The 25,589-nt window shown below is 62.2% G+C and carries 19 protein-coding genes; 11 read left to right on the top strand and 8 right to left on the bottom strand.

Annotated elements, in window-relative coordinates:
• Nucleotides 1-4: 4 nt before the first annotated feature.
• The 5 genes from AC2FMN_RS00350 to AC2FMN_RS00330 all read right to left on the bottom strand — a co-directional run bounded on the left by AC2FMN_RS00350 (nucleotide 5) and on the right by AC2FMN_RS00330 (nucleotide 9,522).
• Entirely contained in the window at nucleotides 5-1,315 is a 1,311-nt protein-coding gene (locus tag AC2FMN_RS00350) for an HlyD family type I secretion periplasmic adaptor subunit (protein WP_496685246.1), read from the bottom strand.
• The gene (locus tag AC2FMN_RS00345) at nucleotides 1,299-3,443 is read right to left on the bottom strand and encodes a type I secretion system permease/ATPase (RefSeq protein WP_496685243.1); all 2,145 of its coding nucleotides are present in this window, start codon (nucleotides 3,441-3,443) and stop codon (nucleotides 1,299-1,301) included. Before AC2FMN_RS00345 ends, AC2FMN_RS00350 begins: the two co-directional genes overlap by 17 nt.
• The gene (locus tag AC2FMN_RS00340; protein ID WP_496685240.1) at nucleotides 3,440-4,783 is read right to left on the bottom strand and encodes a TolC family protein; all 1,344 of its coding nucleotides are present in this window, start codon (nucleotides 4,781-4,783) and stop codon (nucleotides 3,440-3,442) included. The genes AC2FMN_RS00345 and AC2FMN_RS00340 overlap by 4 nt, the downstream gene beginning before the upstream one ends.
• A complete protein-coding gene (locus AC2FMN_RS00335; protein WP_496685237.1) occupies nucleotides 4,770-5,594 on the bottom strand; it encodes a SapC family protein in 825 nt (274 codons plus the stop codon). The genes AC2FMN_RS00340 and AC2FMN_RS00335 overlap by 14 nt, the downstream gene beginning before the upstream one ends.
• A gap of 64 nt (nucleotides 5,595-5,658) precedes the next feature.
• Nucleotides 5,659-9,522, bottom strand: coding sequence for a beta strand repeat-containing protein (locus tag AC2FMN_RS00330; protein WP_496685234.1), 3,864 nt, complete (start codon nucleotides 9,520-9,522; stop codon nucleotides 5,659-5,661).
• A gap of 330 nt (nucleotides 9,523-9,852) precedes the next feature.
• On the opposite strand from AC2FMN_RS00330, the gene AC2FMN_RS00325 reads away from it, so the two are divergent.
• Complete coding sequence (locus AC2FMN_RS00325) at nucleotides 9,853-11,790, top strand: M10 family metallopeptidase C-terminal domain-containing protein (protein WP_496685233.1); 1,938 nt, start codon at nucleotides 9,853-9,855, stop codon at nucleotides 11,788-11,790.
• 4 nt (nucleotides 11,791-11,794) lie between these two features.
• Here the strand turns inward: AC2FMN_RS00325 and AC2FMN_RS00320 are convergent, their stop codons facing one another.
• The 3 genes from AC2FMN_RS00320 to AC2FMN_RS00310 form a co-directional block, all read right to left on the bottom strand.
• Nucleotides 11,795-13,102, bottom strand: coding sequence for an HlyD family type I secretion periplasmic adaptor subunit (locus tag AC2FMN_RS00320; RefSeq protein WP_496685230.1), 1,308 nt, complete (start codon nucleotides 13,100-13,102; stop codon nucleotides 11,795-11,797).
• Between the two features lie 2 nt (nucleotides 13,103-13,104).
• Nucleotides 13,105-14,844 carry a type I secretion system permease/ATPase gene (locus AC2FMN_RS00315; protein ID WP_496685228.1) on the bottom strand — a complete coding sequence of 580 codons (1,740 nt, stop codon included), beginning with the start codon at nucleotides 14,842-14,844 and terminating at the stop codon, nucleotides 13,105-13,107.
• Nucleotides 14,845-15,132: 288 nt separating this feature from the next.
• Nucleotides 15,133-16,008, bottom strand: coding sequence for a MurR/RpiR family transcriptional regulator (locus AC2FMN_RS00310; RefSeq protein ID WP_496685226.1), 876 nt, complete (start codon nucleotides 16,006-16,008; stop codon nucleotides 15,133-15,135).
• A 104-nt stretch (nucleotides 16,009-16,112) separates the two neighbouring features.
• Here AC2FMN_RS00310 and AC2FMN_RS00305 point away from each other — a divergent pair, with 104 nt between their 5' ends.
• From AC2FMN_RS00305 to AC2FMN_RS00260, 10 genes are all read left to right on the top strand, one after another.
• Nucleotides 16,113-16,904, top strand: a complete 792-nt coding sequence (locus AC2FMN_RS00305) for an N-formylglutamate amidohydrolase (protein WP_496685735.1) — start codon at nucleotides 16,113-16,115, stop codon at nucleotides 16,902-16,904.
• Nucleotides 16,901-17,419, top strand: a complete 519-nt coding sequence (locus tag AC2FMN_RS00300; protein WP_496685223.1) for a TRAP transporter small permease subunit — start codon at nucleotides 16,901-16,903, stop codon at nucleotides 17,417-17,419. The genes AC2FMN_RS00305 and AC2FMN_RS00300 overlap by 4 nt, the downstream gene beginning before the upstream one ends.
• Nucleotides 17,419-18,744 carry a TRAP transporter large permease gene (locus AC2FMN_RS00295; RefSeq protein ID WP_170448192.1) on the top strand — a complete coding sequence of 442 codons (1,326 nt, stop codon included), beginning with the start codon at nucleotides 17,419-17,421 and terminating at the stop codon, nucleotides 18,742-18,744. Before AC2FMN_RS00300 ends, AC2FMN_RS00295 begins: the two co-directional genes overlap by 1 nt.
• A 70-nt stretch (nucleotides 18,745-18,814) precedes the next feature.
• Nucleotides 18,815-19,846, top strand: coding sequence for a TRAP transporter substrate-binding protein (locus tag AC2FMN_RS00290; RefSeq protein ID WP_496684279.1), 1,032 nt, complete (start codon nucleotides 18,815-18,817; stop codon nucleotides 19,844-19,846).
• A 138-nt stretch (nucleotides 19,847-19,984) separates the two neighbouring features.
• Complete coding sequence (locus tag AC2FMN_RS00285) at nucleotides 19,985-21,346, top strand: glutamine synthetase family protein (RefSeq protein WP_496685221.1); 1,362 nt, start codon at nucleotides 19,985-19,987, stop codon at nucleotides 21,344-21,346.
• Nucleotides 21,347-21,439: 93 nt separating this feature from the next.
• Complete coding sequence (locus tag AC2FMN_RS00280) at nucleotides 21,440-22,822, top strand: aldehyde dehydrogenase family protein (RefSeq protein ID WP_496685220.1); 1,383 nt, start codon at nucleotides 21,440-21,442, stop codon at nucleotides 22,820-22,822.
• 66 nt (nucleotides 22,823-22,888) lie between these two features.
• On the top strand, nucleotides 22,889-24,034 hold the full coding sequence (locus AC2FMN_RS00275; protein ID WP_496685218.1) for an iron-containing alcohol dehydrogenase: 1,146 nt from the start codon (nucleotides 22,889-22,891) through the stop codon (nucleotides 24,032-24,034).
• Nucleotides 24,035-24,173: 139 nt separating this feature from the next.
• Nucleotides 24,174-24,839 (top strand): Crp/Fnr family transcriptional regulator, encoded by a 666-nt coding sequence (locus tag AC2FMN_RS00270; RefSeq protein WP_496685216.1) that lies wholly within the window; start codon nucleotides 24,174-24,176, stop codon nucleotides 24,837-24,839.
• A 97-nt stretch (nucleotides 24,840-24,936) separates the two neighbouring features.
• On the top strand, nucleotides 24,937-25,152 hold the full coding sequence (locus AC2FMN_RS00265) for a YgaP family membrane protein (protein ID WP_496685214.1): 216 nt from the start codon (nucleotides 24,937-24,939) through the stop codon (nucleotides 25,150-25,152).
• 1 nt (nucleotide 25,153) lies between these two features.
• On the top strand, nucleotides 25,154-25,585 hold the full coding sequence (locus AC2FMN_RS00260) for a YeeE/YedE family protein (protein WP_496684262.1): 432 nt from the start codon (nucleotides 25,154-25,156) through the stop codon (nucleotides 25,583-25,585).
• Nucleotides 25,586-25,589 lie beyond the last annotated feature (4 nt).

The raw sequence follows: 25,589 nt of genomic DNA, 5'->3' as shown, positions 1-25,589 counted from the left end.
TGCCCTAGTCCCTGAACGCGCGGTTCTTGATCTTCAGAACCGGCTGCAACAGATATTCCAGGACGGTTTTCCGCCCGGACAGAATGTCGACCTCGGCGATCATTCCCGGAATGATCTCGACAGGGTTCCCGGCCGCGTCCAGCAGCTTGTCTTCGGTCCGCACCTCGACCACGAAAACCTCTTCGTCTTTGCGCTCGGATCGGGTGATCGTGTCGGCACCGATGCGGATGATTTCACCGTCAAGTGCGCCATAGCGCGCGAAATCATAGGCCGTTATCTTGACCCTGACCTTCTGGCCTGCACGCAGAAACGCAATGTCCTCGGGCCGGACATAGGCTTCGACCAGCAGGCTGTCATCCAAGGGGACGATCTCGACCAACTCCTCTCCGCTTCGGGCCAAGCCGCCCAGTGTGCTGCGGTGCAATCGGTTGACGATTCCTTTGACCGGTGCCCGGACCTGCGCCCGCGAAGCTCTGTTTTCCAGCGCGGGCAGCGTCGGCTCCAGTGCGGCCAATTCGGCCGTGACCAAGGCAAGGTCGGTCAAGGCCGACGTACGAAACCGGCTGCGGGCGGCCTTGATCCGATCATCGATTTCGCTCAACCCGGTGTTCAGCCGCAATGTGGCCGCCTCGGCTCTGACCTTGCGCCCTTTCCATTCGGCTTCGCTGCGGCGCAGGGCCATCAAGGTCGTCGCCGGCTCCATCTGGCGTTTAACCAGGGGTTCGATCAGGGCACGTTCCTCCGCCAGGACCTTGAGCGTTTCCTCCGCCGTGACCTTGTCGACCAGACCTTCTTCATACTCGCGCTGGCGTTGTTCGCGTTGTCGCTCCAGAATCGCGATCTCATCGGCCAATTCCGCCTGCCGCCCCAGATACAAGGCCGTCTCGGACTGGACGACTTCGGGCGCCTGCCGGACCAGATCATCCTCAAACCTCAGATCGGTTCCATCGATCTCGGCCTGTAGCCTTTGTGCCTTTGCCATCAACCCAAAGGCCTTTTGCCGTTCGCGGTCCAGGTCGCTGTCAAGTTGCGTGGCGTCGAATTCCATCAACAGCTCATTCTTGTCGACGACCTGACCCTCGCGAACATGCAGGGCCAACAGAACGCCGGGTTCGGTGGCCTCGATGACTTGAACATCGGCCGACGGTACAATGCGCCCATCGGCGCGTACGACATCATCCAGTTCGGTGGTATACGCCCAGACACCCGCAACCAGGATGCAGCTCAAGGTCACCAGCAGCAGAACCGAACCTCGCGCGCCCGGGCGGCCGCGCAGTTCCCGCTCAAGGGAAGCAAAATCAGGATGCCGCGACATTCAGATGCCTCCGTGTACTGCGGGCGCGATGGGTCAGTATCGACTTGGGGCCGTCGGCGGCGATCCTGCCGTTCTCGATGACGATCACCCGCTCCACCATCTCTAGAAGGCTGGTTCTGTGGGTGACGACGATGGTCGTGGTTCCTTTTGTGGCCGTCTTGAGGCGCTGGATAATCTCGGCTTCTGACTTTACGTCCATTGCGCTTGTCGGTTCATCCAGGATCAGGACCGGTGGTCGCCCGATCAAGGCCCGTGCCAAGGCGATGGCCTGTCTCTGACCCCCTGACAGACCTTCGCCGCGCTCTGCCAGTTGCAGGTCGTAGCCGCTGGGGTGTCGGTTCACGAAATCTTCGACTCCGGCGATGTGGCCGGCGCGGATCAGGTCTTCCTCGCTGGGCCGATAGGCGCCGCTGACTATGTTGTCACGCACGGATCCTGAAAACAGCCATATGTCCTGCAGAACCGATCCAATGCTTCTCCGCAGGTCGCCCGGGTCAATCTGCCGGATGTCGATATTGTCCAGAAGAACCGACCCCGATCGCGGCTGGTACAGTCCCAGAAGCAACCGGGCAATTGTGCTCTTGCCCGAGCCGATCTGCCCAAGAATTGCGACCTTTTCCCCGGGTTCGATGGTGAAGGTCACGTTTCGCAGCGTATCTTCTTCCTGACCGGGATAGGCGAAGCAGACGTTATTGAAGGAAACGCGGCCTGCAAAGCCGGGCCGGCTGATCCAGGTTCGTCCTGCTGGCTGTTCGCAGTCTGCCGACATCAGAGATTGCAGGTTGCGATAGGCGCTGCGCGCCTGATTGACCCGCGTCAGTGTTTGCGCCACCTGCCCCAGCGGGGCCAGGGCCCGACCGGTCAACATGACCGATGCAACGAGGGCACCCATGCTGGCGTGACCGTCGGCAATCAGGAATACCCCGTAGAAGACGATGAGAACCTGCGCGGCCTGTTGCACGAATCCGGTCAGGCTAAGCGCGAACTGGGTGATCGCCCGGCTCTTGATCCCGTTTTGCGAATGCCGCTCGACCGCCTCTTCCCAGCGCTTGCGCATCCGGTTCGAGGCCGTCGTGGTCTTGATCGTCTCTAGACCGGCCAGAGTTTCCACCAATACTGATTGCTTGGACTGCCCTTCGTCAAAATTCCGTGCCGCGAGCCGGGAAAGAAAGGGTTGCACCACCAAGCCCGCCAGCAGGACCGCAGGCACCGCCAGCGCCGGAATGGCCGCCAATTGACCGCCCACCATGTAGATCGCGAAAATGAACAACGCGATGAAGGGCAGGTCGACGACGGCAACCAGCGTGGCTGACGTAAAGAACTCGCGCAAGGTTTCGAATTCGCGGACGGTGCTCGCTATGGCGCCAATCGACCCGGGGCGCGATTGCATCCGGATGTTCAGAATCTGGTTGAAGATCCGTCGCCCCATCAACATGTCGGCCCTCTGGCCGGCCCTGTCGATGAACCCGGCCCGCAAGATCTTGAGGATGAAATCAAACAGCAACGCAAGACCGACGCCGACCGTCAGCGCGACAAGGGATTCCGTCGCCTCGTTGGGAAGTACCCGGTCGTAGACGACCATGATGAAGACCGATGTGGCCAGACCCAGAAAGTTGGTCATGGCGGCAGCCAGAGCCACTTGCGCATAGGACCAGCGGTTCGCCATCAGGGCCGACCAGAACCAGTGACCGTCGTCCCTGGTGTCCGGCTTCGGACCGTCCCTGTGGGCCTTACGGAACAATATGGCATAACCGGAATAAAGCGAGGCAACCGTCTCTTGGGGCATTTCCGCAACGCCATTGTCCAGTTCAGGGTCAAAGATCAACAGGTCTCCGCCGTGACCCCGTCCATGATAGACGACCGCCTTGTCGCCCTGCATCAAGAGAACGGCAGGTGCCAGCACATCGTCGAAGTCTTCCAGTCGACGTGCACCAAAACCGGCTTGCAGGCCGGCATCCTGAGCGAGAGCCAATGTCTCTTTGACGTTCAACCCCTTTTCCGGGTTGTGCTGGGCCGCAATGACCCGCGATGGCGTCAGTGGCCGCCCCAATTCGGCTGCGATGTGCAGAAGGCAACGCTCCAGTGCTTTGAAGTTCGGCTTTGTGGGTTCCGGGCGCTCCGAGGTCATGGCATGCCGTTCCAGTTTTCCAGTTGGATATCAAACAGGTCGAGGATGTCGCCGGTCAGGCTGATGGCGGCGTAATTGGTCAGGAAAAAGTTCTGCTCGGCGAGGATCATCCGCTCCTGCGCGGCGACCAGATCGCGTTGTGCATCCAGAATTTCGATCAGGCTGCTGCGGCCGATCTTGAACTGCTCTTGCATCGCCGAAACATTCTGGATGTTTGCCTGAACGGCGCGGCGCGCCTCTTTCAGTCGTTCCGCACCGGCTTTCTGGTCTGACCGAATGAAGCCAAGTTCGCGGCCGATTTCGCGGATCAGCGTTTCCCGCTCGAATTCCGCCTGCTTGATGCGCGCCGAGGCAGCGGCGATTTCGGCTCGCCGTTTGCCGGTGCTGTCAATCTCGTAATTGACGGACAGGTCCACTCCGAAATTCGCGTCATGGTTGTCGTCCTGGTTGGCGAAGGCGGATACGCGAATATCCGGTTGGCGCCTGGACAAGGCCGCCGACTGCTCGGCCCTAGCGGCAAGAAGCGCCGCATCCGTGCGTCGAACCTGTGGGCTGTTCAGCACGATCTGGCTGTCGCTTCTGTTTAAAACGGGCGCGGGAAGCGGAGCGGGTAGAGCACCGGGGTCATAGCCGAATATCTCCCGGAAACGGGCGATGGACCGATCAGCCTGTGCCTGCGCGTTGGCCAGTTTCGTACGGGCATCTGCAATCCTGGACCGGGCGGTCAGAAGGTCGGCAGTCGATCCGGCTCCGATGTCGGTCCTCTCGGAAATCTGCCGTTCGATCTGTTCGTGCGCCGCTACATTCTGCCGAGCAATGTCAACAAGCTCGCGCCGGTTCAGAACCGAAACATAGGCCTCGATTGCGGCCAATGCGGTCGCGGAAGCCGTCTGCAATTGGCTGCCGCGGCTTTCCAAAATCCTGGCCCGAGCAGCGGCCAGATTGCTAGAGGCCGCGCCGCCGTCATAGACTAATTGAGAGACGCGTAGATAGGGCGATAGGTCAGAAACATTCGAATCCACGCGCTCGGAACGCGCATTCAATCCCAAGGACAGCTGCGGCAGAAATGCACCTTCGGCGACGTCCCGGTTCGCGCGTGCCAGGTCGATTTCCGTATTTGACTTCGCAAGCGTCGGACTGGATTCCACCGCCTGGCGGATGCGGCGGCCGAACTCGCTGCTGGTCAGTCGCTCAGACGGTTCGGTAGCGCCCGCTCCGGCCGTGCCGGCCGAGAAGGCCATTTCGACTGGCGCCAGATCCGGCACGGGTTCGCACGCGGAGACAAGAGCCAAAAGAATGCAGCCAAGTACTTTCTGCGCAGACCGTTCAAACAAATGCATGGGAAGCCTCGTTTTCGGCCTTGGATTGTGCCGTAGCGAGCGCAGTGAGGAACCCGTCCAGTTCCGACGGCTGGGAGGTTGCGCAAGCTGATTGAGTTCGGCCGGCGGCCATCTGCAACTTGCCCAACCATTCACAATGAGCGAGCGAAACCCGATGGCTGTATGCGATCTGCATTGCGCCACTCGTCATCATCAGCGAGGTTTCGGGCGGTGACAACTCGGCCAAACGCGTGAAATCGATGCCGCAAAGAGGCAAATCCAGGCTCAGCGGCACACCTGATTGCAAGGGTGCAAACAGCTTGAGCTCGGCAAGGACGGCGCAGGCGGACTCAGCCGCTCTCTGCTCCGCCAAATAGTGTCGCATGAAGTCGACGACTGTCCCAAGCTCTTGCGAGGGCGCCATGTCGGACGTGAAAAACGGCAGTCCTGTCGAATCTGGTGTGACAAGGCCCGTCGTTTCGTCCACAAGCAAGGTAAAGGTGCTCTCGTGCCCGGCTTTCCGAGGGTCGGCCGGCGCCGCGAAAAAGGGGTGACACCGCAGGACAGACGGCACATATGGTGCCAACCATCGGCCGTCGTTTGCGACGAAGGGGTTTGGTTCCCCTTCCAAGACAGACATGATGCAGACCGGTCGCAGCGATTCGCCGTCGGAGAGAAACCCGATCGGAAACGAAGCTGCGACGATCGGGATTTCTGAGGCAACGACCTCGCAAACTGCCATGGTTCGGGCGAAATCATAGGATGTGAACCGATGCCAAGAGCATTTGGAATGTCTCTGTGTGGTCACTGCGACCCGGTCGTTCTGAACCATTTTCCCTCTCGATGCTCGCTATGGGCAACACCCCCTTGGGGATGTTGCATGCTCTTTCGCTGGATCAGGCGGTCGCGCCGGTGGGATCCGTGTGCAGGATGTTGTCGCTGCTGAGGCTTCCGAGATCGCCAACCCCCTGGAAGTGCGCGATCATGTCGACAGAGGCCGTTCCCGGGGCTGTATAGTCCACCTTGGCCAGCACGCTGTCGGTTCCGTCGGTGGCCATCAGATAGATCTCATCGCCAGACTGAGCGCCACCCAAGCCTTCGGCTGCGGTCGTCAAGGTTCCCACATCGAGATCGGCCAGTTGGGTGTTCAGTCCGACAAAGCCGGTGTTCGCGCCAAGAGAACCTCCCAGCTCCACAATCTCGATATCTGTCCCGCTTCCGCGCAAGGTCGAAGCATCAAGCCCGCTGAAGAGCAATGCATCGGTCACATCCGTCGCCGGACCAAGATTGAAGCCGGTGATTGTATCCGTGCCGTTGATCGCGGGGTCCGCTTCAAACACGACCAGATCGCGCCCGGCGCCCGTCAGGTTAATTGCGTCGTCGCCGCCGCCGCCTCGAACGACGTCGTCCACATTCGAGGTCGACAGGATATCGGCGCCATCGGTTCCCATTTGCCATTTGGCTGGTCCGCCATTCGGTGTCGTTATTGCCAGAGCGATGGGCTGAGAAGGATCTTGCACCGTCATCGTGAAGGTGAACAGCGGTTGCGACAGGTCGGTGAAGGTCAGGGCTGTACCGGCAAAGTTGACGGCGCCCGGACCGGGTGAATAAGTGAGCTCCGAAAAGAGTTCGGGGTTTGGAACCGTCGATCCGGCGTTGAAGGTGACGACCGTCGGGTCGAAGGTCGCGTCGACATTGTAATCGATGCCGCTGGAGATATCGCGGTCTGCGTCGGCGTAGACGGCCAGTGTGACTTCGGACCCGGTTCGGCCGATTTCGGCGATCGTGTAAGCCGAGGGTACATGCGCGAAAACCTGGTCACTGACGGGCACGGGGTCAGGCCCTGTTGCGACGCTTGCCGTAGCCTGAACGTCGATGGCGTCGCCGCCGTCGAGCCCTGCGAAAGACGCGGCCGGGACCGAGATGCTCCATGACCCGTCTGCTGCGATGGTAGCGGCGCCCACTACGTTGGAGTTGACGGTTACATCCACCGACTGGCCGGGGGCGAGGCCGTACGACGTTCCTCTGATCACAGTGCCGTTCGCTTGCGCGTCGGCCAGAGCGATGCTGTCGTTTGTGCCCACCGGGTCCAGCAAAAGGATCGGACGGAAATCGGTCGCGAAATTCGCGGGCGTGGCCGAGGCCGGGTTCCCTGCAGCGTCTGCGACCGTGGCCGTGATCGTGTAGTTTCCGCCATCCGAAAGACCTGAAAGGTCCGACGCCGGAATCGTCGCTGTCCAGCTTCCACCATTGGCGGTGGCCGTGTAGGTCTGACCGTTCAACGATACAGTGACCGTCTGCCCGTCTTCGGCTGTGGTCGAACCCGAAACCGGCAGGTCTGAACCTCTCTCGACGACATCAAGTGTCGCGCCCACAAGTAGCGGGTCCACCGTGATCGTCGGCGCCGAATAGTCGGTTGCGAAGCCGGTGGTCGCGCTTTGGGTGTTTCCGGCTGGATCGGTTACTGTCGCGGTAACGTTGTACGCTTCGGCGTCCTGCAACGAGGAGATGTCCACACTGGTCGCCACGAAGCTCCAGGCGCCGCCGCTGACGGTTGCGGAGCCGGTCGCGTCGACCGTGCCATCGGCCCGGGCGATGCTGATGGATACGATCGATCCGTCCGGCGCATCCGTCGTTCCGTTGACCGAAAGACCGCCAGCCCGTTCGGTTGCATTCATCACCGCTCCGGTCGAAATGCCCGAAATCGCCAGCGTCGGGGCCGTGAAATCCGTGTCGAAACTGGTAGATGCCTGAGTAGCAGGGTTGCCGGCAGCATCCGAGACATCCGCCGTGACAGAGATCGTGGACCCGTCGGCGAGCGCGGCCAGGTCAGCCGTCGGAACGGTCACTGCCCAGCTTCCACCGGTTGCGGACGCGGAATAATTCTGTCCGTTCAGGTTGACGGTCACGGCCTGCCCATCATCGGCGGTCGTCGAGCCGGAGACGGTGAGGTCCGTGGCCTGCTCGGCCGCATTCATGACGGCGCCGTCGGAAAGCGCGTCGATGGTGACCACGGGCGCGGTGGCGTCCTTGGACAACCCGATGCTGGCCTGAGGCGCAGACAGGCCGTCCGCATCAATCACGTCGGCGGTGATGGTGAAACTGCCACCATCCGCCAGCGCCATCAGATCAGTGCTTGGGACGGTGACGCTCCAACTTCCGGACGCGACCGTACCGACATAGGGTTGTCCGTCCAGGGTCACCGTTACGGTTTGGCCGTCGGTCACGTTGCCCGTGGTTCCCGAGATCACAAGATCCGAGCCGGCTTCCGTGGCATTTATGACTGCTCCGACCGACAGAGGAGCGATGGATATGGACGGGCCGGTCAAATCGACTGGAACCGAGGCCGACACCGGCGGTGCCGGATTGCCGGCGGCGTCGTCGACGGTGACGCTGACGTCTACCGGAACTCCGGTGGACAAGGTCGCCAGATCCGCGACGGGGACGGTAACTGACCACGCACCGCCAGAGACGGTGCCGGAATACTTGTTTCCGGCGAAGGTGACAGTGACGGCCTGTCCGTCTTCCGCTGTAGACGTGCCGGTCAGGGTCAGGTCCGCGCCGACATCGGCAAGGTCGATCTGCCCACCGGCCACGGGGTCAAGGGTCACTGTGGGATCGGTGAAGTCGGTGTTGAAACTGCCTGTCGCCTGAAGAGCTGGGTTCCCGGCGCGATCTTCGACATCTGCAGTTACGGAAATGACCGCTCCGTCGGGCAAGGACGAGAGATCCGCGGCCGGGATGGTGACGTTCCAGGTGCCGCCTGACACCGTTCCGGAATAGTTCTGGCCATTGAGGTTCACAGAGACGGTCTGCCCGTCTTCGGCGTTTGTGACTCCGGTGACAGTCAGATCCGTACCGCTTTCGGCGGCGTTCATGACCGCACCGTCTGAAAACCCGGTGATCGAGATCGTCGGGGCAATCGTGTCGACCGTGAAATCCGCCGTGGCGACCGATATTTCGTTTCCATCACTGTCCAAGCTGCGGACCGTAACGGTCGTCACCCCCTGTGGCAGCCCCGCGGCCTCGGCCTGCGTCAGCGATACGCTCCATGTGCCATCGGGCGCGGGCGCGGCGATTGTGGTGACCGAGCCGATTGTTACCTCCACGGCGGCAGCCCCCGCCGCTGCCTCTGCCCCTGTGCTGACACTGTTGAGCGACGCGCCTTGAAGTTCGGCAAGGTTCAGGCTGGGGGGCGCAGGGACAGAAGGTGTGACGGGTGCCGGTTCGGGGGCCGGGATCGGGCTTGGCTCGGGCGTTTCATCCCCGCCGCCACCCCCGCCGGCGGCAGCCGCGCCGGCAAGGCCTATGCCGCCTAACACCGCGCCGGCTGCGCCGACTCCGCCTCCGGCTGCGGCCCCAGCGGCTGCGGCTTCGGCTGCGGCGGCGAACTGGGCAATCTCGACGGCGACGCCCTCGGCGATCATGATCGCGCCGCCGTCCAGTACGCGCACGTCTTCGGCCGCCACGACAACAGTTCGGCCGTCAAGCATCTTGAGTTGGACGTCGCCATTCTCAAGCAGTTTTACCGACCGGACGCCGGGCAACACTTCGGCGAACTGAAACGAGTCCAGTTCCTCTCGGCTGGCCTGGGCCAATGCAGGGAGGGCCAGCAAGGTCGAAACGAGACCGCCCGCAAAGCCGCGACCGGCCCATTTGCGCAGCTGTTTTTCAATCAGGTGGCGGGCTGTGATATCGTTGCCCGTTTCCGGTGCCTTGTCAGCCAAAGAGGCCTTTTGCGAACCTTGTTTCATCGTCATGATGCCCTCACGATCGGTGGCCACAAACAGCAGGTCGGCAGGTAGAGACGCAGCGTGTTTCGATCTTCGTTCCTGTCGCCTGTTTCCTCATGCGGTCGAACCCAAAAAGTTGTTTAAAACTGGAACCGAAATCCTCGTTTTCACCACATTTTCGTTCTGATCCCTGCTTCTCTTTCGGATGACCCTTGACGTGTGCCGCAAGTGGCGTGGGGGAAATCGAAAGTGAATCTTCAGTTCGAAAGAGTGGTGGCAACGGGAAGCCCGGCGCTCGATTCCGGTATCGGCGATACGGCTTTAAAAACGTTTAACGGTGTCACGTACCTATACGGCGTGACTGGCGCGACAGGCGGGATTTCGGTTTGGGAACTGACAGCGGGCGGCGCGCCCGTGTTCCATGATGATCAGTATTTCGGCAGTACGATTGCCCTTCAGGCCGGGCGGTTCGGGCAGCCCGTAACCTTTGGCGCCCAAGACTGGATCGTGCTGGATATCGACACCGCGACGGGGCTTGTCGGCTATCAGCTGAACGGGAACGGCACGATCGGGGCCTTGGGCGAAGCCGCCGCGGTTTCGGGAGGTGGGGACGTGACGAGCCTGGTTCAGTACTCCGCCGGGGCAAGCGAATTCGTAACGGTTTCCCATCAAGATACTGCGCAGGTCACGACATACCGGATCGAAACGAACGGAGCGCTTTTCGAGGTTGGGTCCCTCGCCGGTCAGGCTGATTCGATGCAGGCCGCACAGGTTGGCCCGAGTTCATTCGTGGTTGCGGCCAATGCAGCCGACAGCACGGTTCGGGTCTTCGGAGTCGACCCGATGACGGGCAGTCTGAGCCTGACCGATACGGGCGCATCGCTCGCGACTTTGGGCATCCATACGCCCACGGCGCTCGAGATCGTGCAGGCCCATGGCCAGACCTGGGTTCTGGTTGCGGGGTCGGGCAGCAACTCGATCAGCGTCATGCGGTTGGGCGCGGATGGCAGCCTGGTTCCAACCGACCATGCCCTCGACACGCTTGGCACCCGGTTCGGATCGGTTCAGGACATGAAGGTCGTCGAAGCAGGCGGCCATGTTTTCGTGGTGGCCGGTGGCGGCGACGACGGGGTCACGCTGCTGACGATGACGCCGGATGGCAAGCTGGTCTATCTAGACAGCTTTGCCGATACGCTGGCCAGCGGCCTTCAGAATGTCGAGGTGATCGAAGTTGCCCATGTCGGAAACGAGTTGCAGATCTTTGCCGGCTCGCAGCAGGAGCCGGGCTTGACCCAACTGAGCGTGTCTCTGCAGGATTTGGGCGTGGTTGCCGAAGGCTATGGCACCGTGACCGGCACCGCGCAGGACGACATGCTGAGCGGTGGCGTTCTGGATACTGTCGTGCAGGGCGGGGCCGGAGACGACATCCTGATTGCCGGGCGTGGCGCGACAACCCTGACCGGCGGATCGGGTGCCGACATCTTCGTCATGCGGTCCGGCAGCGGGCCAACCACGATCACCGATTTCCAGGCTGGCACCGACCGCCTGGACCTGTTCGACTATCTGCTGCTGCGCAATCCCGGCCAGTTGACCGTGGCCTCGACCGCGCAGGGTGCGCAGATTGACTATCGCAACGAGACGATTCATGTCGTCTCGGCCGACGGGTCGCCGCTGGACGGTGCGGCTATGTTCGGTGCAGGGTTTCAGGGTCCCGATCACATGCCGGTCGACTACGGCGTGTTTGCCAGCCCGCAATCCTCGGGTGGGGTGGTCGGTCTCGTTTCGATCGACTCGCGAACCGCGAATCCGGGCCTCACCGATGCCGAAATCCGGTTCACGCCCTCCGGCAACGCGACGATCACGGCGCAGGCGGACGGGCAGGGGCAGTTCGATCTGGGCCTTCCGGACGGAACCCTGAACGGCCATCTGGACATCATCAAAACCTACTCCAATGCCACGCGCGAAATCACCGCGCTGGATTCCCTGCAGGTTCTGCGAATCTCGGTCGGCATGGATCCGACATGGGGTCCAGCAAGCCCCGAAGATCTGATCGCCGCCGATATCACGGGTGATGGCAAGGTGACGGCTATGGATGCACTGGTGATCCTGCAAGTGGCCGTCGGCATGCCGTCATTGCACGAGCCCGAGTGGGTCTTTCTGGATCAGAACGCCGACCTGTCCGGCATCACGCGGCACAACGTTTCGTATGACACCGGAGTTTCCGTGGCGGCCGTCGATGGCGTGATCGCCACTGACATGACATCCATCTTGCTGGGCAACCTCGAAGGCCCGTGACGCGCTATTCGCGGAAGGCCCGGTTGAAATAGTCGGTCATGGGCTTGACCAGATAGGACAGCGGCGTGCGCTCGTCGGTCTTGATCAGAGTTTCGACCGGCATGCCGGGCAGCAGGGTCTGGCCATTCAGCCGTTCGGTCTGGCCATCGTCCAGGGCCACCTCGGTCCGATAATAGGCCTGCCCGGTCTTTTCATTGGTCAGCGCGTCGGCTGACACGTTGATTACATGGCCGTCGATCTGGGGGGTTTCCCTCTGGTTGAAGGCCGGAAACCGCAGGGTGACGGGTTGTCCCACGTGCAGCTGGTCGACATGGATCGCGTCCACGCGCGCGGCCACCAGCAAGGGCGTATCGTCGGGGACGATGTACATCATGGGTTCGCCGGGCTGAACCACGGATTGCGCTGCAAAGACCTGGCTACCGAAGACCGTACCAGCGACCGGGGCGCGAATGTCCAGGCGCGACAGGCGCTCGGTCAGCGACAGGCGACGCTGCGACAGCTCCACGATCTGCGCCTGCACTTCCCGCAACTCGGTGATCGCCTGCTCGCGCCGTGCGGACGCCAGCTCGACGATCTGGATTTCGGTCGCGGCGATCTGTCCCTTCAGGCGGGCCACCGTTGCCTCCAGCCGCCCGATTTCACCGGTCAGGCTGGCCTCTTCGCGCTGCAGGGCCAGCACCCGGCTGGCCTGGGTCAGGCCCTTGGCAAAAAGGTCGTTCTGATCCTCCAGCTCTTGCCGGATCAGATCGACCTGTTTGGTCAGTGACACCAGTTGGGCCTCGGTTCCGGCGATTTCGCTTTCGATTTGATTCCGTTGCTTGCCCAGCTGGTCGATCTTCTGGGCCAAGGTATCGGATCGCGCCAGGAACAGGCTTCTTTGTCCGGCGATCAAATCCGGGTCGATCGGTTCCATCCGCGCAAGATAGCGCATGCGCGCGTCCAGTTCGTCGACCTTGGCGCCATCGCGTTCCGCTTCCAGCCGCACCTTCCGCGCCAGCAACTCGAACAACTGAGATTCGATGATGGCCTTCTCGGACGTCAGGAAGGTGCCGTCCAACTGCAACAGAAGGTCTCCCTGGGCGACATGGTCGCCATCGCGGGCGTACAATTCGCCCACGACCCCGCCGTCAGGGTGCTCGATCACCTGCCGGTTGCTCTGGACTTCGACGACGCCGGGCGAGACGATCGCCCCGGCCAGTCTGGTCCGCGTGCTCCAAACGCCGACGCCGCCGATCAGGATCGTCAGTGCGGCAAAACCCACTAGGGCCGGAACGGTGATCCGCCAGGCCGGGCGCGAAACTTGGTTGGCCATGTCTATTCACCCACCTTCTTGAGCTGTCGCTTGATGACGCCCGCGTTCTGCACCATTGCGCTCAGAACATCGTCGCGCGGTCCGAATTTAACGATCTGGCCCCGTTCTACCACAGCCAGGTCGTCGCACTCTGAAATGGCCTGGGGCCGGTGCGTCATGATGATGGCCGCCTTGCCTTCGGCTTTGAGATTGCGGATGGCCGCGTTCAGCGCGTCCGTTCCGTCGGCATCCAACGCCGAATTGGGCTCGTCCAGGATCAGCACGACCGGGTCGCCATACAGAGCGCGCGCCAAGGCGATCCGCTGTTTCTGACCGCCCGACAGTTGGCTGTCATTGCCTTCCAGAAACGTGTCATACCCTTTCTCGAGGCTCAGGATCAGTTCATGCGCATTGGCCTTCTTGGCGGCGGCCACGACGGCCTCGGCGTCAGGCGACAGGGACATCCGAGCGATATTCTCGGCCACGGTTCCGTTGAACAGGGTGACCTGCTGCGGCAGATAGCCGATGTGACGGCCCAGATCGTCCGGGTCATACTGGCTGAGGGTTGCGCCGCCCAGGCGAACCTCGCCCGCCGCCGGCGCCCACAGTCCCAGCAGCGCCTTGGCCAGAGTGGTCTTGCCCGATCCGCTCTTGCCGATCACGCCAAGCGCCTTGCCGGGCTCCAGCACCAGAGACGCCCCACGCAGGGTCGGTGTCTTGGTGCCCGGAGGGATCACCGTCAGGTTCTTGGCCACCAGCCGCGCGGCGGGAACCGGCAACTTGGTGCGCGACGGCTCCCTGGGTGTTCGGGCCAAAAACTGGTTCAGGCCCTTCCACGCCATGCGCGCCCGTTCGACCATCGCCCATTGGCCCACGATCTGTTCCACAGGTGCCAGCGCCCGTCCCAGCAGAATTGACCCCGCGATCATCGCGCCCGCCGTCATCTCGTTCTGCAGCACCAGCCAGGCGCCCAGTGCCAGCATGGCCGACTGCAGAAACAGCCGCAGGGATTTCGTCAGCGCGCTGAAGCTGCCGGTCCAGTCGCTGGCCGAAATGCTCTGCGACAAGGCCTGCGATCTCTGTTGCAGCCACCGGTCGGTAACGTCCCGCTGCATGCCCTGCGATCGCACCACTTCGACCGCCTGACGGGCACTTTCGGAAAAGGCGTTGGCCTTGGCCGACGCGACCTGGGCTTCGGCGACCTTATGGTGGGTCAGGATCTGGTTCACGACCGCAATGACGATCAGAAGAATCCCGCCCCCCACCGCGAGCCAGCCCAGAAGAGGGTGGAAAATGAAGATGGCGGCCAGAAACACCGGCGTCCAAGGCAGGTCCATCATCGCCAGAAATACGGGCGAGGCACACAGGGTCTGAATGGTCTCGAGGTCGCGCAGCGACCGGGCGGGTGTGGCCCGGGCCTGAGGATAAAGAGCATGGCGCAGGGTCGCGTCGAACACACGTTCGTCCAGGTCGGACTGAAACCTGGCGCCGAACCGGGCAATGATCCGCCCGCGGGCATAGTCCAGCATTGCCATCAGGCCATAGAGCAGGGCGACCAGCAGAAACAGCGCCGTCAGCGTCTCGACCGCGCGCGAGGACAGGACGCGGTCATAGACCTGAAGCATGAACAGCGGCCCGGTCAACATCAGGATGTTGACGAAGACGCTGAACAGGAAGGTCAGCAACAGGAAGGTCGATCCCTGCCTGCGTGCGGATTGAAGCTCGGGGTCCGGGCGGAGATTTTCGGGGTGCTTCGGGCTCACGATCGGTCAACCTTTGTCATTCATGCGCGGATCCGGGGCTGTGACAAGCTTGGGCCGCAGCCAAACCCGGGATTTACCAGCCTCGCCCGGCCTTCTGAAGTCGCAAGGGGCGCCGGAGTGCAATGTGTGGCGGTTTCTTGCCAGATCGACCGGCCGGATTCCGCCTCACTCAGGCACTCTGGGGGTGCGGCTACCCGATGTTGCAGCGAGCCTCGTCGCAGCTACGATATATGGGTGACATCGGCGGAACAACAGTTTTGTCCACCGGTTGCCAAGGCTCGTGAGCGGTCAGTTGTCGAGGCTACGGAAAATCCGCGTGGTCGAGAAATACCGCTCCAGTTCTTCGATCCGTTCCTTGCTTTCTTCCCAGCGGGCTTCCTGCACCTCGGCGATCAGGGTCTCGGAAATCAGCTGAAGTGCGATGGTGGAATCCCAGCTCGACGGGGCCTCGACCAGTGCGTGGAACGTGTAGTCCGCCGTCCGCCCGATGGGTGAGCCCCACTGGTCGGTGAACAGAACGACCGTCACACCCCGATCCGATGCCACCTGCGCCAGCTTCTCCAGATGCGCTTCGTAGCGGCGGATGTCGAAGATCACAAGGACCGAGCTGTCATCCATGTCCAGCAGGTATTGCGGCCACACGTTGGCCGAGTTGCCCAGCATCGTCACGTTGGGCCGGATGATCTGCATGTGGTTGAACAGGTAGTCGGCGTTCGAGCGGGTGATGCGGCCGCCCACGACATAGAGATGCCGCTCGGTATCGGCCAGCAACTGGGCCACGGCGTCGAACATGGACTTGTCCAGCCGCTCCAGCGTGTGCCGCATGTTGGTCCAGACGGCCTGCGCGAAACGGGTGATCGGGTGCTCGGTCTCGTCGTCGACGATCCAGGCGTCGCGTTTCGAGATCGGCTTCTTGATCTGCGCGGCGACCTCCTCGCGCAGGGCGTCCTGAAGGGCGGGAAAGCCGTCAAAGCCCAGTTTGCGCGCCATGCGGATCACCGTCGGGGTCGAGACCTGCGCCGCCGCGGCCAGCTTGGTGATCGATTGCAACCCGGCCATCGGATAATCCTGCAGCAGGATCGAGCCCAGCTGACGTTCGGATCGGGTCAGGTCATCAAGCTCGTCCTGGATGCGTTGCTTGACGGTCTTGGCGACAGAGGCCATCGGCGCCCTCGTATTATTCAATTCGTTACAGAATATGATCGAATGTAATTTTGTCTACAGAAATTTTCTTGACAGGCTGAATTTCGCTGTAACAAATGCTACTCATGATTGCCGCGCCCGAGTCTCCTTTGCTGTCACCGATCGAAGCACCCGCCGCACGGGTGTTGAACGCGCTTGGCCGCGCCCCGGCAGTGCTGGTGTGCGAGCATGCCAGCCGGTTCATTCCGGCGGCGCTGGACGGTTTGGGGCTCGAAGCGGAGGCGGCCCGCTCTCACGCCGCCTGGGATATCGGCGCGTTGGAGCTTGCGGTCGAGTTGATGGGCGCCCTGGATGCGCCGCTGGTGCAGGCCCGGGTCAGCCGGCTGGTCTATGACTGCAACCGCCCGCCCGAACGCGCCGATTCCATGCCCGAGGTCAGCGAAGTGTTCGAGGTGCCGGGCAACCGGAACCTGACCCCGGCCCAACGTGCCCAACGGGTGCGTGAAATCTACGAACCGTTCCGGGATCTGTTGTCCAAGACGCTGGACGCGCGCCCGGAACCACCGGTTCTGATCACGATCCACAGTTTCACCCCGGTCTACAAAGGACAAAGGCGCGACGTCGAACTGGGCATCCTGCACGATCAGGACGAGCGCGCGGCTCGGGTGATGCTGGACCATGTCGCAGGCTGCGGCCTGAGGACCGCTTTGAACGAACCCTATTCGGCCGCCGATGGCGTGACCCACACCCTGAGCAAGCACGGCGTCGCCCGCGGCCTTCCGAACGTGATGATCGAGGTCCGCAACGACCTGATCGACACGCCCGCTGGGGTCAACCGTATGGCTGGCATTCTGTCCCCGGTTCTGACCCGGACCATCGCGGCATTTTCGCCAACCGGAACAGAGGAGCAGGTATGAATTTCATGCGGGGATATGTTGCGGTCATCGACCGCATGAACCGCTGGATCGGGCGGGTCGTGATGTACGGCATCTTCGTGATGATGGGTATCCTGTTGTGGTCGTCGATCTCGAAGACCTTTTTCCTTCCGTCGCTCTGGACGCTCGAAGTCGCGCAGTTCGCGATGGTGGCCTATTACATCCTGGGCGGGCCGTATTCGATCCAGATGGGCTCGAACGTGCGGATGGACCTTCTCTACAGCGAATGGTCGCACCGGCGCCGGGCCTGGACCGACGCCATTACCGTGCTGTTCCTGATCTTCTACCTGGGTGTGATGATCTATGGCGGCTTCGACTCGCTCAGCTACTCCCTGCAGTATGGTGAGCGCAGCCCGACCGCGTGGCGCCCCTATTTGTGGCCAATCAAGGTGATCATGGTCGTGGGGCTGATCCTGATGCTGCTGCAGGCCATTTGTGAGCTTTTCAAAGATATTCTGCGCCTCAAGGGCGATGACATCCCGCGCGAGGTGATCTGATGTCATATGAATTGATCGCCATTCTGATGTTCTCGACCATGATGCTGATGCTGCTGACCGGTCAGCGCGTGTTCGGTGCCATCGGCTTTGTGGCTGTGGTGGCTGCGCTGCTGCTGTGGGGAGACCGCGGCGGCTATGATATCGGGTTTTCGGCCGCGATGAAGCTGATGAAATGGTACCCGCTGCTGACGCTGCCGATGTTCATCTTCATGGGTTACGTTTTGGCCGAGTCCAAAATCGCCGACGACCTGTACAAGATGTTCCATGTCTGGATGGGCGGGCTGAATGGCGGGCTGGCTATCGGCACGATCGGGTTGATGGTGCTGATTTCGGCAATGAACGGGCTGAGCGTGGCAGGCATGGCGATCGGGGCCACGATTGCGCTGCCCGAGCTGCTCAAACGCGGCTATGATAAGAAGATGGTGACCGGGGTTATCCAGGCCGGGTCATCGCTGGGCATTCTCGTGCCGCCGTCGGTGGTGCTGGTTCTCTATGCGATGATCGCGCGTCAGCCGGTGGGGCAGCTGTGGCTGGCGGGTATCCTGCCGGGCCTGATGATGGCGGGGATGTTCATCCTGTACATCGTGATCCGCTGCCGGATAAACCCGGAACTCGGCCCGGCCCTGTCCAAGGAAGAGCGCGACGTGCCAATGGCGGAGAAGCTACGGCTGCTGCGCGCGGGTCTGCTGCCGCTGGCGATCTTCGCAGCGATGATGGTGCCCTTCGTCAATGGCTGGACCTCGCTGGTCGAAAGCTCGGCCATCGGTGCGCTGACGGCCTTTGCCGCCGCGGTTCTGAAAGGGCGGATGACGCGCAAGGTGTTCGAGGTCTCGGTCCGTTCGACCCTGGGCATCACCTGCATGTTCATGTGGATCATCCTGGCCGCCCTGGCCTTTGGCGCGGTGTTCGATGGGCTGGGCGCCGTGCGCGCGATCGAGACGCTGTTCACCGAACGGCTGGGCCTGAACCCGTGGGTGATCCTGATCCTGATGCAGCTAAGCTTCATCGTGATGGGCACCTTCCTGGACGACACCGCGATGCTGGTGATCGTTGCGCCGCTGTACGTGCCGCTGGTGGGGGAACTGGGGTTCGACCTGATCTGGTACGGGGTGCTGTACACGATCACCACGCAGATCGCCTATATGACGCCGCCCTTCGGCTATAACCTGTTCCTGATGCGGGCCATGGCCCCGCCCGAGATTTCGCTGCGCGACATCTACGGCTCGATTCTGCCCTTCGTGATGGTGATGACGTTGGCGCTGGCCATCATCATGACCTTCCCGCAGATCGCGCTGTGGCTGCCCGACTACATCTACAACAAATGACCCCGGACACACCGGGGCACATGCGAGAGGATGGTCTCTCGCCCATAGAAACCGACAACGGAGAGAGAAGATGACGAACAGACGCACATTCCTGAAAGGGGCCGCCGCGGCCCCGGCAGCCGCGCTGGCCACGCCCGCACTGGCGCAATCCACGATCCGCTGGCGCATGCAGACATATGCCGGCCCCGCGCTGGCCGAGCATGTGATCGATCCGGCCATCAAGATGTTCAACCAGATCGCCGGCGACCGGATGCAGATCGAGCTGTTCTATGCCGACCAGCTGGTGCCCACGGGCGAACTGTTCCGCGCCATGCAGCGCGGCACGATCGACGCGGTGCAGTCGGATGATGACTCGATGGCCTCTCCCACTGAGGTAACCGTGTTCGGCGGCTATTTCCCGTTTGCCTCGCGCTATTCGCTGGACGTTCCGGTCCTGTTCAACCAGTACGGTCTGAACGAGATCTGGGACGAAGAATATTCCAAGGTGGGCGTCAAGCACATCTCGGCCGGCGCCTGGGACCCGTGCCATTTCGCCACCAAGGACCCGATCAACAGTCTTGAGGACCTGAAGGGCAAGCGGGTCTTCACCTTCCCGACGGCGGGCCGGTTCCTGTCGCAGTTTGGCGTGGTCCCCGTGACCCTGCCGTGGGAGGACATCGAGGTTGCCGTGCAGACCGGCGAGCTGGACGGCATCGCCTGGTCGGGCATCACCGAGGATTACACCGTCGGCTGGGCGGATGTGACCAACTACTTCCTGACCAACAACATCTCGGGCGCCTGGGCCGGGTCGTTCTTTGCCAACATGGACCGCTGGAACGAATTGCCCGAAGACCTGCAGACCCTGTTCCGTGTCTGCACCGACCAGTCGCACTACTACCGTCAGTGGTGGTACTGGGGCGGCGAGGCATCGCTGCGCGTGAATGGTGACAAGCTGAAGCTGACCACCATCCCCGACGAGGAATGGGCGCAGGTCGAAGCGGCCGCCGTTGCCTTCTGGGATGAGATCGCCGCCGAGTCCGAGACCAAGGCCAAGGTCGTCGAGATCATCAAGCGCTACAACGCCGACATGCAGAAGGCCGGGCGTCCATATCGCTATAGCTAAATCTGATACTCCGGCGCGCGGGTTCAATCGTGCGCCGGGGGTTCTGGCCGGTGCCCGTTCGGGCGCGGGTGACCGCAAGAGCAAGTTCGCCAGTGTGAGACTAGGCCGGGGTCTTGGAAGTGACGAGGAATGAGAACAATGGGCATTGACGCGATTTTGGCGGATCTGAAGGTCCAGGTCGATGAAGGCGATGTGGATACCGTGCTTGTCTGCATGGTGGACATGCAGGGCCGCCTGATGGGCAAGCGCTTTCATGCGGGGCATTTCGTGGCCGGCGCGTGGCGCGAGACCCATTGCTGCAACTACCTGCTGGCCACCGATCTTGAGATGGCGACGCCGGACGGCTATGCCTCGACCAGCTGGGAGCGCGGCTATGGCGACTATGTCATGAAGCCCGACCTGAGCACCCTGCGCCCGGTGCCGTGGCTAGAGGGCACGGTGATGGTGATGTGCGACGTGCTGGATCACCACACGCATGAAGAGGTGCCGCATTCTCCGCGCGCCATTCTGAAGAAGCAGGTCAATCGCCTGAAGGCCATGGGCTATGAGGCGATGTGCGCGACCGAGTTGGAGTTTTTCCTGTTCGAGAAGAGCTTCGACCAGATCCGCAAGGAGGGATTCCGCGACCTGCAGCCGATCTCGGGCTACAACGAGGATTACCACATCCTTCAGACCACCAAGGAAGAGCATGTGATGCGGCCGATCCGCAATCACCTGTGGAACGCGGGCATTCCCGTCGAGAATTCAAAGGGCGAGGCCGAGGCCGGCCAGGAAGAATTGAACATCAAATACGCCCCGGCCATGCAGACGGCCGAGTATCACTCGATCGCCAAGAACGCGGTCAAGGAGATTGCATTCCAGCAGGGCCATGCGGCGACCTTCCTGCCGAAATGGCATCATGACCGGGTCGGAAGTTCGTCGCATGTGCATCAGTCGCTTTGGGCGGACGGGCAGCCGGCATTTTTTGACAAGGCCGACCCGCTGGGCATGTCGGACCTTATGAAGAGCTACATGGCGGGCGTGCTGAAATACGCGGCTGATTATACCTATTTCATGGCGCCCTACATCAACAGCTACAAGCGGTTCATGAAAGGCACCTTCGCGCCGACGCGGATCATCTGGTCGGTGGACAACCGCACTGCGGGGTTCCGGCTGTGCGGCGATGGCACCAAGGCGGTGCGGGTGGAGTGCCGGATTCCGGGTTCGGACATGAACCCCTATCTGGCCATCGCCGGAATGCTGGCCGCAGGGATCGCGGGCATCGAGGAGGGGCTGGAGCTGCAGCCGCCGACCAAGGGCGATGTCTATCAGGGGGATACGGGCATGATTCCGGGCAACCTGCGCGCGGCGCGGGATGCGTTGCATGGGTCGTCCATGCTGCGGGCGGCCATGGGCGATGACGTGGTGGACCACTATGTGCGTGCCGCCGAGGTCGAGATCGAGGAATTCGAGCGCGTGGTGACCGATTGGGAGATTGCCCGCGGGTTCGAGCGGGCATAAAGGGCGGATGTGAGGGGCCAGCCCCTCACGCTCCCCGTGATATTTTTGGCCAGATGAAGCAGCGGGCCTGTTTTGCTTGAGGATGGAGTGACCATGGGTCAGGTGTTGAAATGTATCTCGCCGATCGACGGATCGGTGTTTGCCGAGCGGACTGCGCTGGATCGTGACACGGCATTCGCCGCAGCGGGCCGGGCACGTGCAGCGCAGGCGGATTGGGCGGCGCGGCCCTTGCAGGAGCGGATCGATCTGGTGATGGCCGGCGTTGCAGCCGTGGGGGCGATGAATGACGAGATCGTGCCGGAACTGGCGCGGATGATGGGCCGGCCGGTGCGTTATGGCGGCGAGTTCGGCGGTTTCAACGAACGCGCGACCTATATGGCGGGCATCGCGAGCGATGCGCTGGCCGATATTGCCGTGGGTGAGGACGAAACATTCAAGCGCTACATCAAGCGCGTGCCGCATGGAGTGGTGTTCGTTGTGGCGCCCTGGAACTATCCGTACATGACGGCGATCAACACGGTGGCGCCCGCCTTGATCGCGGGCAACACGGTTGTGCTGAAACATGCCACGCAGACCCTGTTGGTGGGTGAGCGGATGGCGCGGGCCTTCCATTCGGCAGGCGTGCCCGAGGATGTGTTCCAGAACCTGTTTCTGAGCCATGACGTGACCAACGAATTGATCGCTGGCAAGGCGTTCGATTTCGTGAACTTCACAGGCTCGGTTGCCGGAGGGCAGGCGATGGAACGGGCGGCTGCCGGCACCTTTACCCCCGTCAGCACCGAGTTGGGGGGCAAGGATCCTGGCTATGTCATGGACGACGCCGATCTGGATGCGGCGGTCGAGACGCTGATCGACGGGGCCATGTTCAACTCGGGCCAGTGCTGCTGCGGGATCGAGCGTATCTATGTGCATGAGAGCCTGTATGACGATTTCGTTGCCAAGGCGATCGAGATCGTCAAGGGCTACAAGCTGGGCAATCCGCTGGACCCTGAGACGACGCTGGGACCGATGGCCAACGTGCGCTTTGCAGACGAGGTGCGCGCGCAGATCGCCGAGGCCGTGGCCGCCGGCGCCGTGGCGCATATCGAGACCTTTGCCGAGGATGACGGCGGCGCCTATCTGACGCCGCAGATCCTGACCAATGTCACCCACGACATGCGCGTGATGCGCGACGAAAGCTTCGGCCCGGTCGTGGGGATCATGAAAGTGTCCTCGGATGACGAGGCCATTGCCCTGATGAATGACAGCGAATTCGGCCTGACCGCCTCGCTGTGGACGCGCGACGTGGCGCGGGCCGAACGCATCGGCGACCGGATCGAGACCGGAACCGTGTTCATGAACCGGGCCGACTATCTGGACCCGGGCCTGTGCTGGACCGGGTGCAAGAATACCGGCCGTGGCGGCGGCTTGTCGGTCATCGGATATCACAACCTGACACGTCCCAAATCCTACCACCTGAAGAAGGTGACGGGCTGAGGGCGATTTGCCTGCCCCGGACCGACCCCCTCGCCGGGGCAGGCCTTAGACACAAGGAAAGCTGACATGAGTCTTGTTGGAAACTGGTCCTATCCGACCACGATCAAATTCGGTGCTGGCCGCATCAAGGAACTGCCCGAGGCCTGCGCGGCGGCGGGGATCAAGCGCCCGCTGTTGGTGACCGACCGCGGTCTGGCCGATCTGCCGATCACCGCGACAACGCTGGACATTCTCGAGGCCGCAGGCCTGGGCCGGAGCCTGTTCAGCGAGGTCGACCCGAACCCGAACGAAAAGAATCTCGAGGCCGGTGTGGCCGCCTACAAGGCGGGGGAACATGACGGTGTGATCGCGTTTGGTGGCGGCTCGGGGCTGGATCTGGGCAAAATGGTCGCCTTCATGGCCGGTCAGATCCGGCCGGTCTGGGATTTCGAGGATATTGGCGATTGGTGGACCCGCGCGGACGCCGACGCGATCGCGCCGATCATCGCGGTGCCGACGACGGCCGGCACCGGCTCGGAAGTGGGCCGTGCTAGCGTCATCACCAACTCGGAAACCCATGCCAAGAAGATCATCTTCCACCCCAAGGTGCTGCCGACCGTGGTGATCTGCGACCCTGAACTGACCGTGGGCATGCCGAAATTCATCACCGCCGGCACCGGCCTGGATGCCTTTGCGCATTGTGTCGAGGCCTATTCCAGCCCGCATTACCATCCGATGAGCCAGGGCATCGCGCTGGAGGGGATGCGGTTGGTCAAGGACTATCTGCCGCGCGCCTATGCGGACGGCACCGACATTGAGGCCCGCGCCCAGATGATGAGTGCGGCCGCCATGGGAGCGACGGCTTTCCAGAAGGGGCTGGGTGCAGTCCACGCCATGAGCCACCCGATCGGCGCGGTGTTCAACACCCATCATGGCACCACCAACGCGGTCTGCATGCCCGCGGTTCTGGAGTTCAATGCCGCTGCGATTGCCGACCGGTTCGACGCGGCCGCAGCCTATCTGGGCATTTCGGGTGGGTTCGACGGATTTCGGGCCTTCGTGCAGGAATTCAACGACTCGCTGGGCATCCCGCGCAACCTGTCCGATCTGGGCGTGACCGAGGATGCGATCCCCGACCTGGTCAAGGGTGCGATCGTCGATCCGTCCTGCGGCGGAAACCCGATCGAGTTGACCGAGGACAACCTGACCCAGCTGTTCCGCGCGGCGCTGTAAGCGCAACGCCGGGCCACTTGAAACCCCGGCGGCGATTGCTTGACGTTCGCGGATCCGGCCCGCAAGTTGGGTCCGCAACATGGTGGCCGGTGGGGCCAACGATGGATAGGAGCATCGGTATATAGATGCGAACGCCAACATGACGCAGCCGGACTGGACCGACCGGTTCAATGGAACTCGCCGCTTGCCGGACCGGGTCCGCGACCGGCTGCGCAAGGCGGCGCGTATGGTGCGGGTTGCGAAGGGTGCGCAGGTGTTTGGCCCGGACAATGTGCCCGAAAGCCTGTTGTTTCTTTACGCTGGTCGAATTCGGGTGTCCCAGCGGTCCGATACGGGGCGCGAAATCGTGCTGTATCGCGTCGAGGCCGGCGACAGCTGCGTTCTGACCACGGCCTGCATGCTGGCCGAGGAGGCATACAATGCCCAGGGGATCGCGGAAACGGACGTGACGGCCGTTGTTCTGCCAAAGGCCGAGTTCGACCGGCTGGCGGCCGAAGAAGACGCGTTTCGCAGCTTTGTCTTCGAGGCCTATTCGCGCCGGTTGATCGATCTGTTGCGGGTGGTTGATGATGTCGCCTTCGGGCGCATCGATGTGCGGTTGGCGGAACGGTTGCTGGCGCTGGCAGGCGAGGCGTCCGAGATACAGGTGACCCACCAGCAACTGGCCGACGAGCTTGGAACCGCCCGTGAAGTGATCTCTCGTGTCCTGAACGATTTTCAGAAGCGCGAGTTGATCACCCAGTCGCGCGGGCGAGTCACCCTTGCCGACAAGGCTGCATTGCAGTCGCTGGCGCAAAGCGGCTGAGTTTTTCCTGAAATCCACCGGCTTTCGTGACATTGTCACTGAAGGGGCCGGAAACCTGCCCTATGTGTTATTCAAGACTTGGAATGTAGAGGGCATAATGGCCACCAATGTGGGAACGCTCGACCGAATTCTGCGTGCTACGCTGGGGCTGGTCCTGTTGTACTTGGCATTTGCCAGCAAACTGCCGTTTTTCGACGGCGGCATCGGAAAATGGGGTGCAGTAATTGTCGGCGTAGTGATGCTGATCACTTCGGCGCTGCGGATCTGCCCGCTTTACGGTGCCTTCGGCATCAAAACCTGTAAGAGGACCTGACATGGAGACTGTATTTACACCTTTCGCTTCTTTCGGGGGCGGTTTGCTGATCGGCCTGGGGGCCGTTCTTCTGATGCTAGGGCTGGGTCGCATCATGGGGGCGACCGGGATCATGTCGGGGCTGGTTTTTCCCGAGAACGTCTCGGAGTTCTCATGGCGTCTGGCTCTGGTGGCAGGCATGATCGTGGCGCCGGGGCTGATCTTCGCGGTCACCGGCACGATGCCCGCGATTGACGTACCGGTCAGCCCGCTGATGATTGCCGTCGGAGGTGTCATCGTCGGACTCGGTGCCAGCCTCGGGTCCGGGTGTACGTCGGGCCACGGTGTCTGCGGCCTGTCGCGCCTGTCGGTGCGGTCGCTGGTGGCGGTACCGACCTTCATGGCGACCGCGGCCATCACCGTTTTCATCATTCGCCATGTGATCGGAGGGTAAGCCG

It is taken from the genome of Ruegeria sp. BHSC037, from assembly GCF_059613045.1.
This window is presented reverse-complemented; position numbering and strand designations above follow the sequence as displayed.

Bases quoted from the DNA above. Each gene is read 5' to 3' on its own strand.
- AC2FMN_RS00335 (WP_496685237.1), bottom strand. From the start codon at position 5,594: ATGGTTCAGAACGACCGGGTCGCAGTGACCACACAGAGACATTCCAAA.
- AC2FMN_RS00350 (WP_496685246.1), bottom strand. From the start codon at position 1,315: ATGTCGCGGCATCCTGATTTTGCTTCCCTTGAGCGGGAACTGCGCGGC.
- AC2FMN_RS00260 (WP_496684262.1), top strand. From the start codon at position 25,154: ATGGAGACTGTATTTACACCTTTCGCTTCTTTCGGGGGCGGTTTGCTG.
- AC2FMN_RS00345 (WP_496685243.1), bottom strand. From the start codon at position 3,443: ATGACCTCGGAGCGCCCGGAACCCACAAAGCCGAACTTCAAAGCACTG.
- AC2FMN_RS00300 (WP_496685223.1), top strand. From the start codon at position 16,901: ATGAATTTCATGCGGGGATATGTTGCGGTCATCGACCGCATGAACCGC.
- AC2FMN_RS00285 (WP_496685221.1), top strand. From the start codon at position 19,985: ATGGGCATTGACGCGATTTTGGCGGATCTGAAGGTCCAGGTCGATGAA.
- AC2FMN_RS00290 (WP_496684279.1), top strand. From the start codon at position 18,815: ATGACGAACAGACGCACATTCCTGAAAGGGGCCGCCGCGGCCCCGGCA.
- AC2FMN_RS00280 (WP_496685220.1), top strand. From the start codon at position 21,440: ATGGGTCAGGTGTTGAAATGTATCTCGCCGATCGACGGATCGGTGTTT.
- AC2FMN_RS00270 (WP_496685216.1), top strand. From the start codon at position 24,174: ATGACGCAGCCGGACTGGACCGACCGGTTCAATGGAACTCGCCGCTTG.
- AC2FMN_RS00340 (WP_496685240.1), bottom strand. From the start codon at position 4,783: ATGCATTTGTTTGAACGGTCTGCGCAGAAAGTACTTGGCTGCATTCTT.
- AC2FMN_RS00330 (WP_496685234.1), bottom strand. From the start codon at position 9,522: ATGACGATGAAACAAGGTTCGCAAAAGGCCTCTTTGGCTGACAAGGCA.
- AC2FMN_RS00295 (WP_170448192.1), top strand. From the start codon at position 17,419: ATGTCATATGAATTGATCGCCATTCTGATGTTCTCGACCATGATGCTG.
- AC2FMN_RS00305 (WP_496685735.1), top strand. From the start codon at position 16,113: ATGATTGCCGCGCCCGAGTCTCCTTTGCTGTCACCGATCGAAGCACCC.
- AC2FMN_RS00265 (WP_496685214.1), top strand. From the start codon at position 24,937: ATGGCCACCAATGTGGGAACGCTCGACCGAATTCTGCGTGCTACGCTG.
- AC2FMN_RS00275 (WP_496685218.1), top strand. From the start codon at position 22,889: ATGAGTCTTGTTGGAAACTGGTCCTATCCGACCACGATCAAATTCGGT.
- AC2FMN_RS00310 (WP_496685226.1), bottom strand. From the start codon at position 16,008: ATGGCCTCTGTCGCCAAGACCGTCAAGCAACGCATCCAGGACGAGCTT.
- AC2FMN_RS00320 (WP_496685230.1), bottom strand. From the start codon at position 13,102: ATGGCCAACCAAGTTTCGCGCCCGGCCTGGCGGATCACCGTTCCGGCC.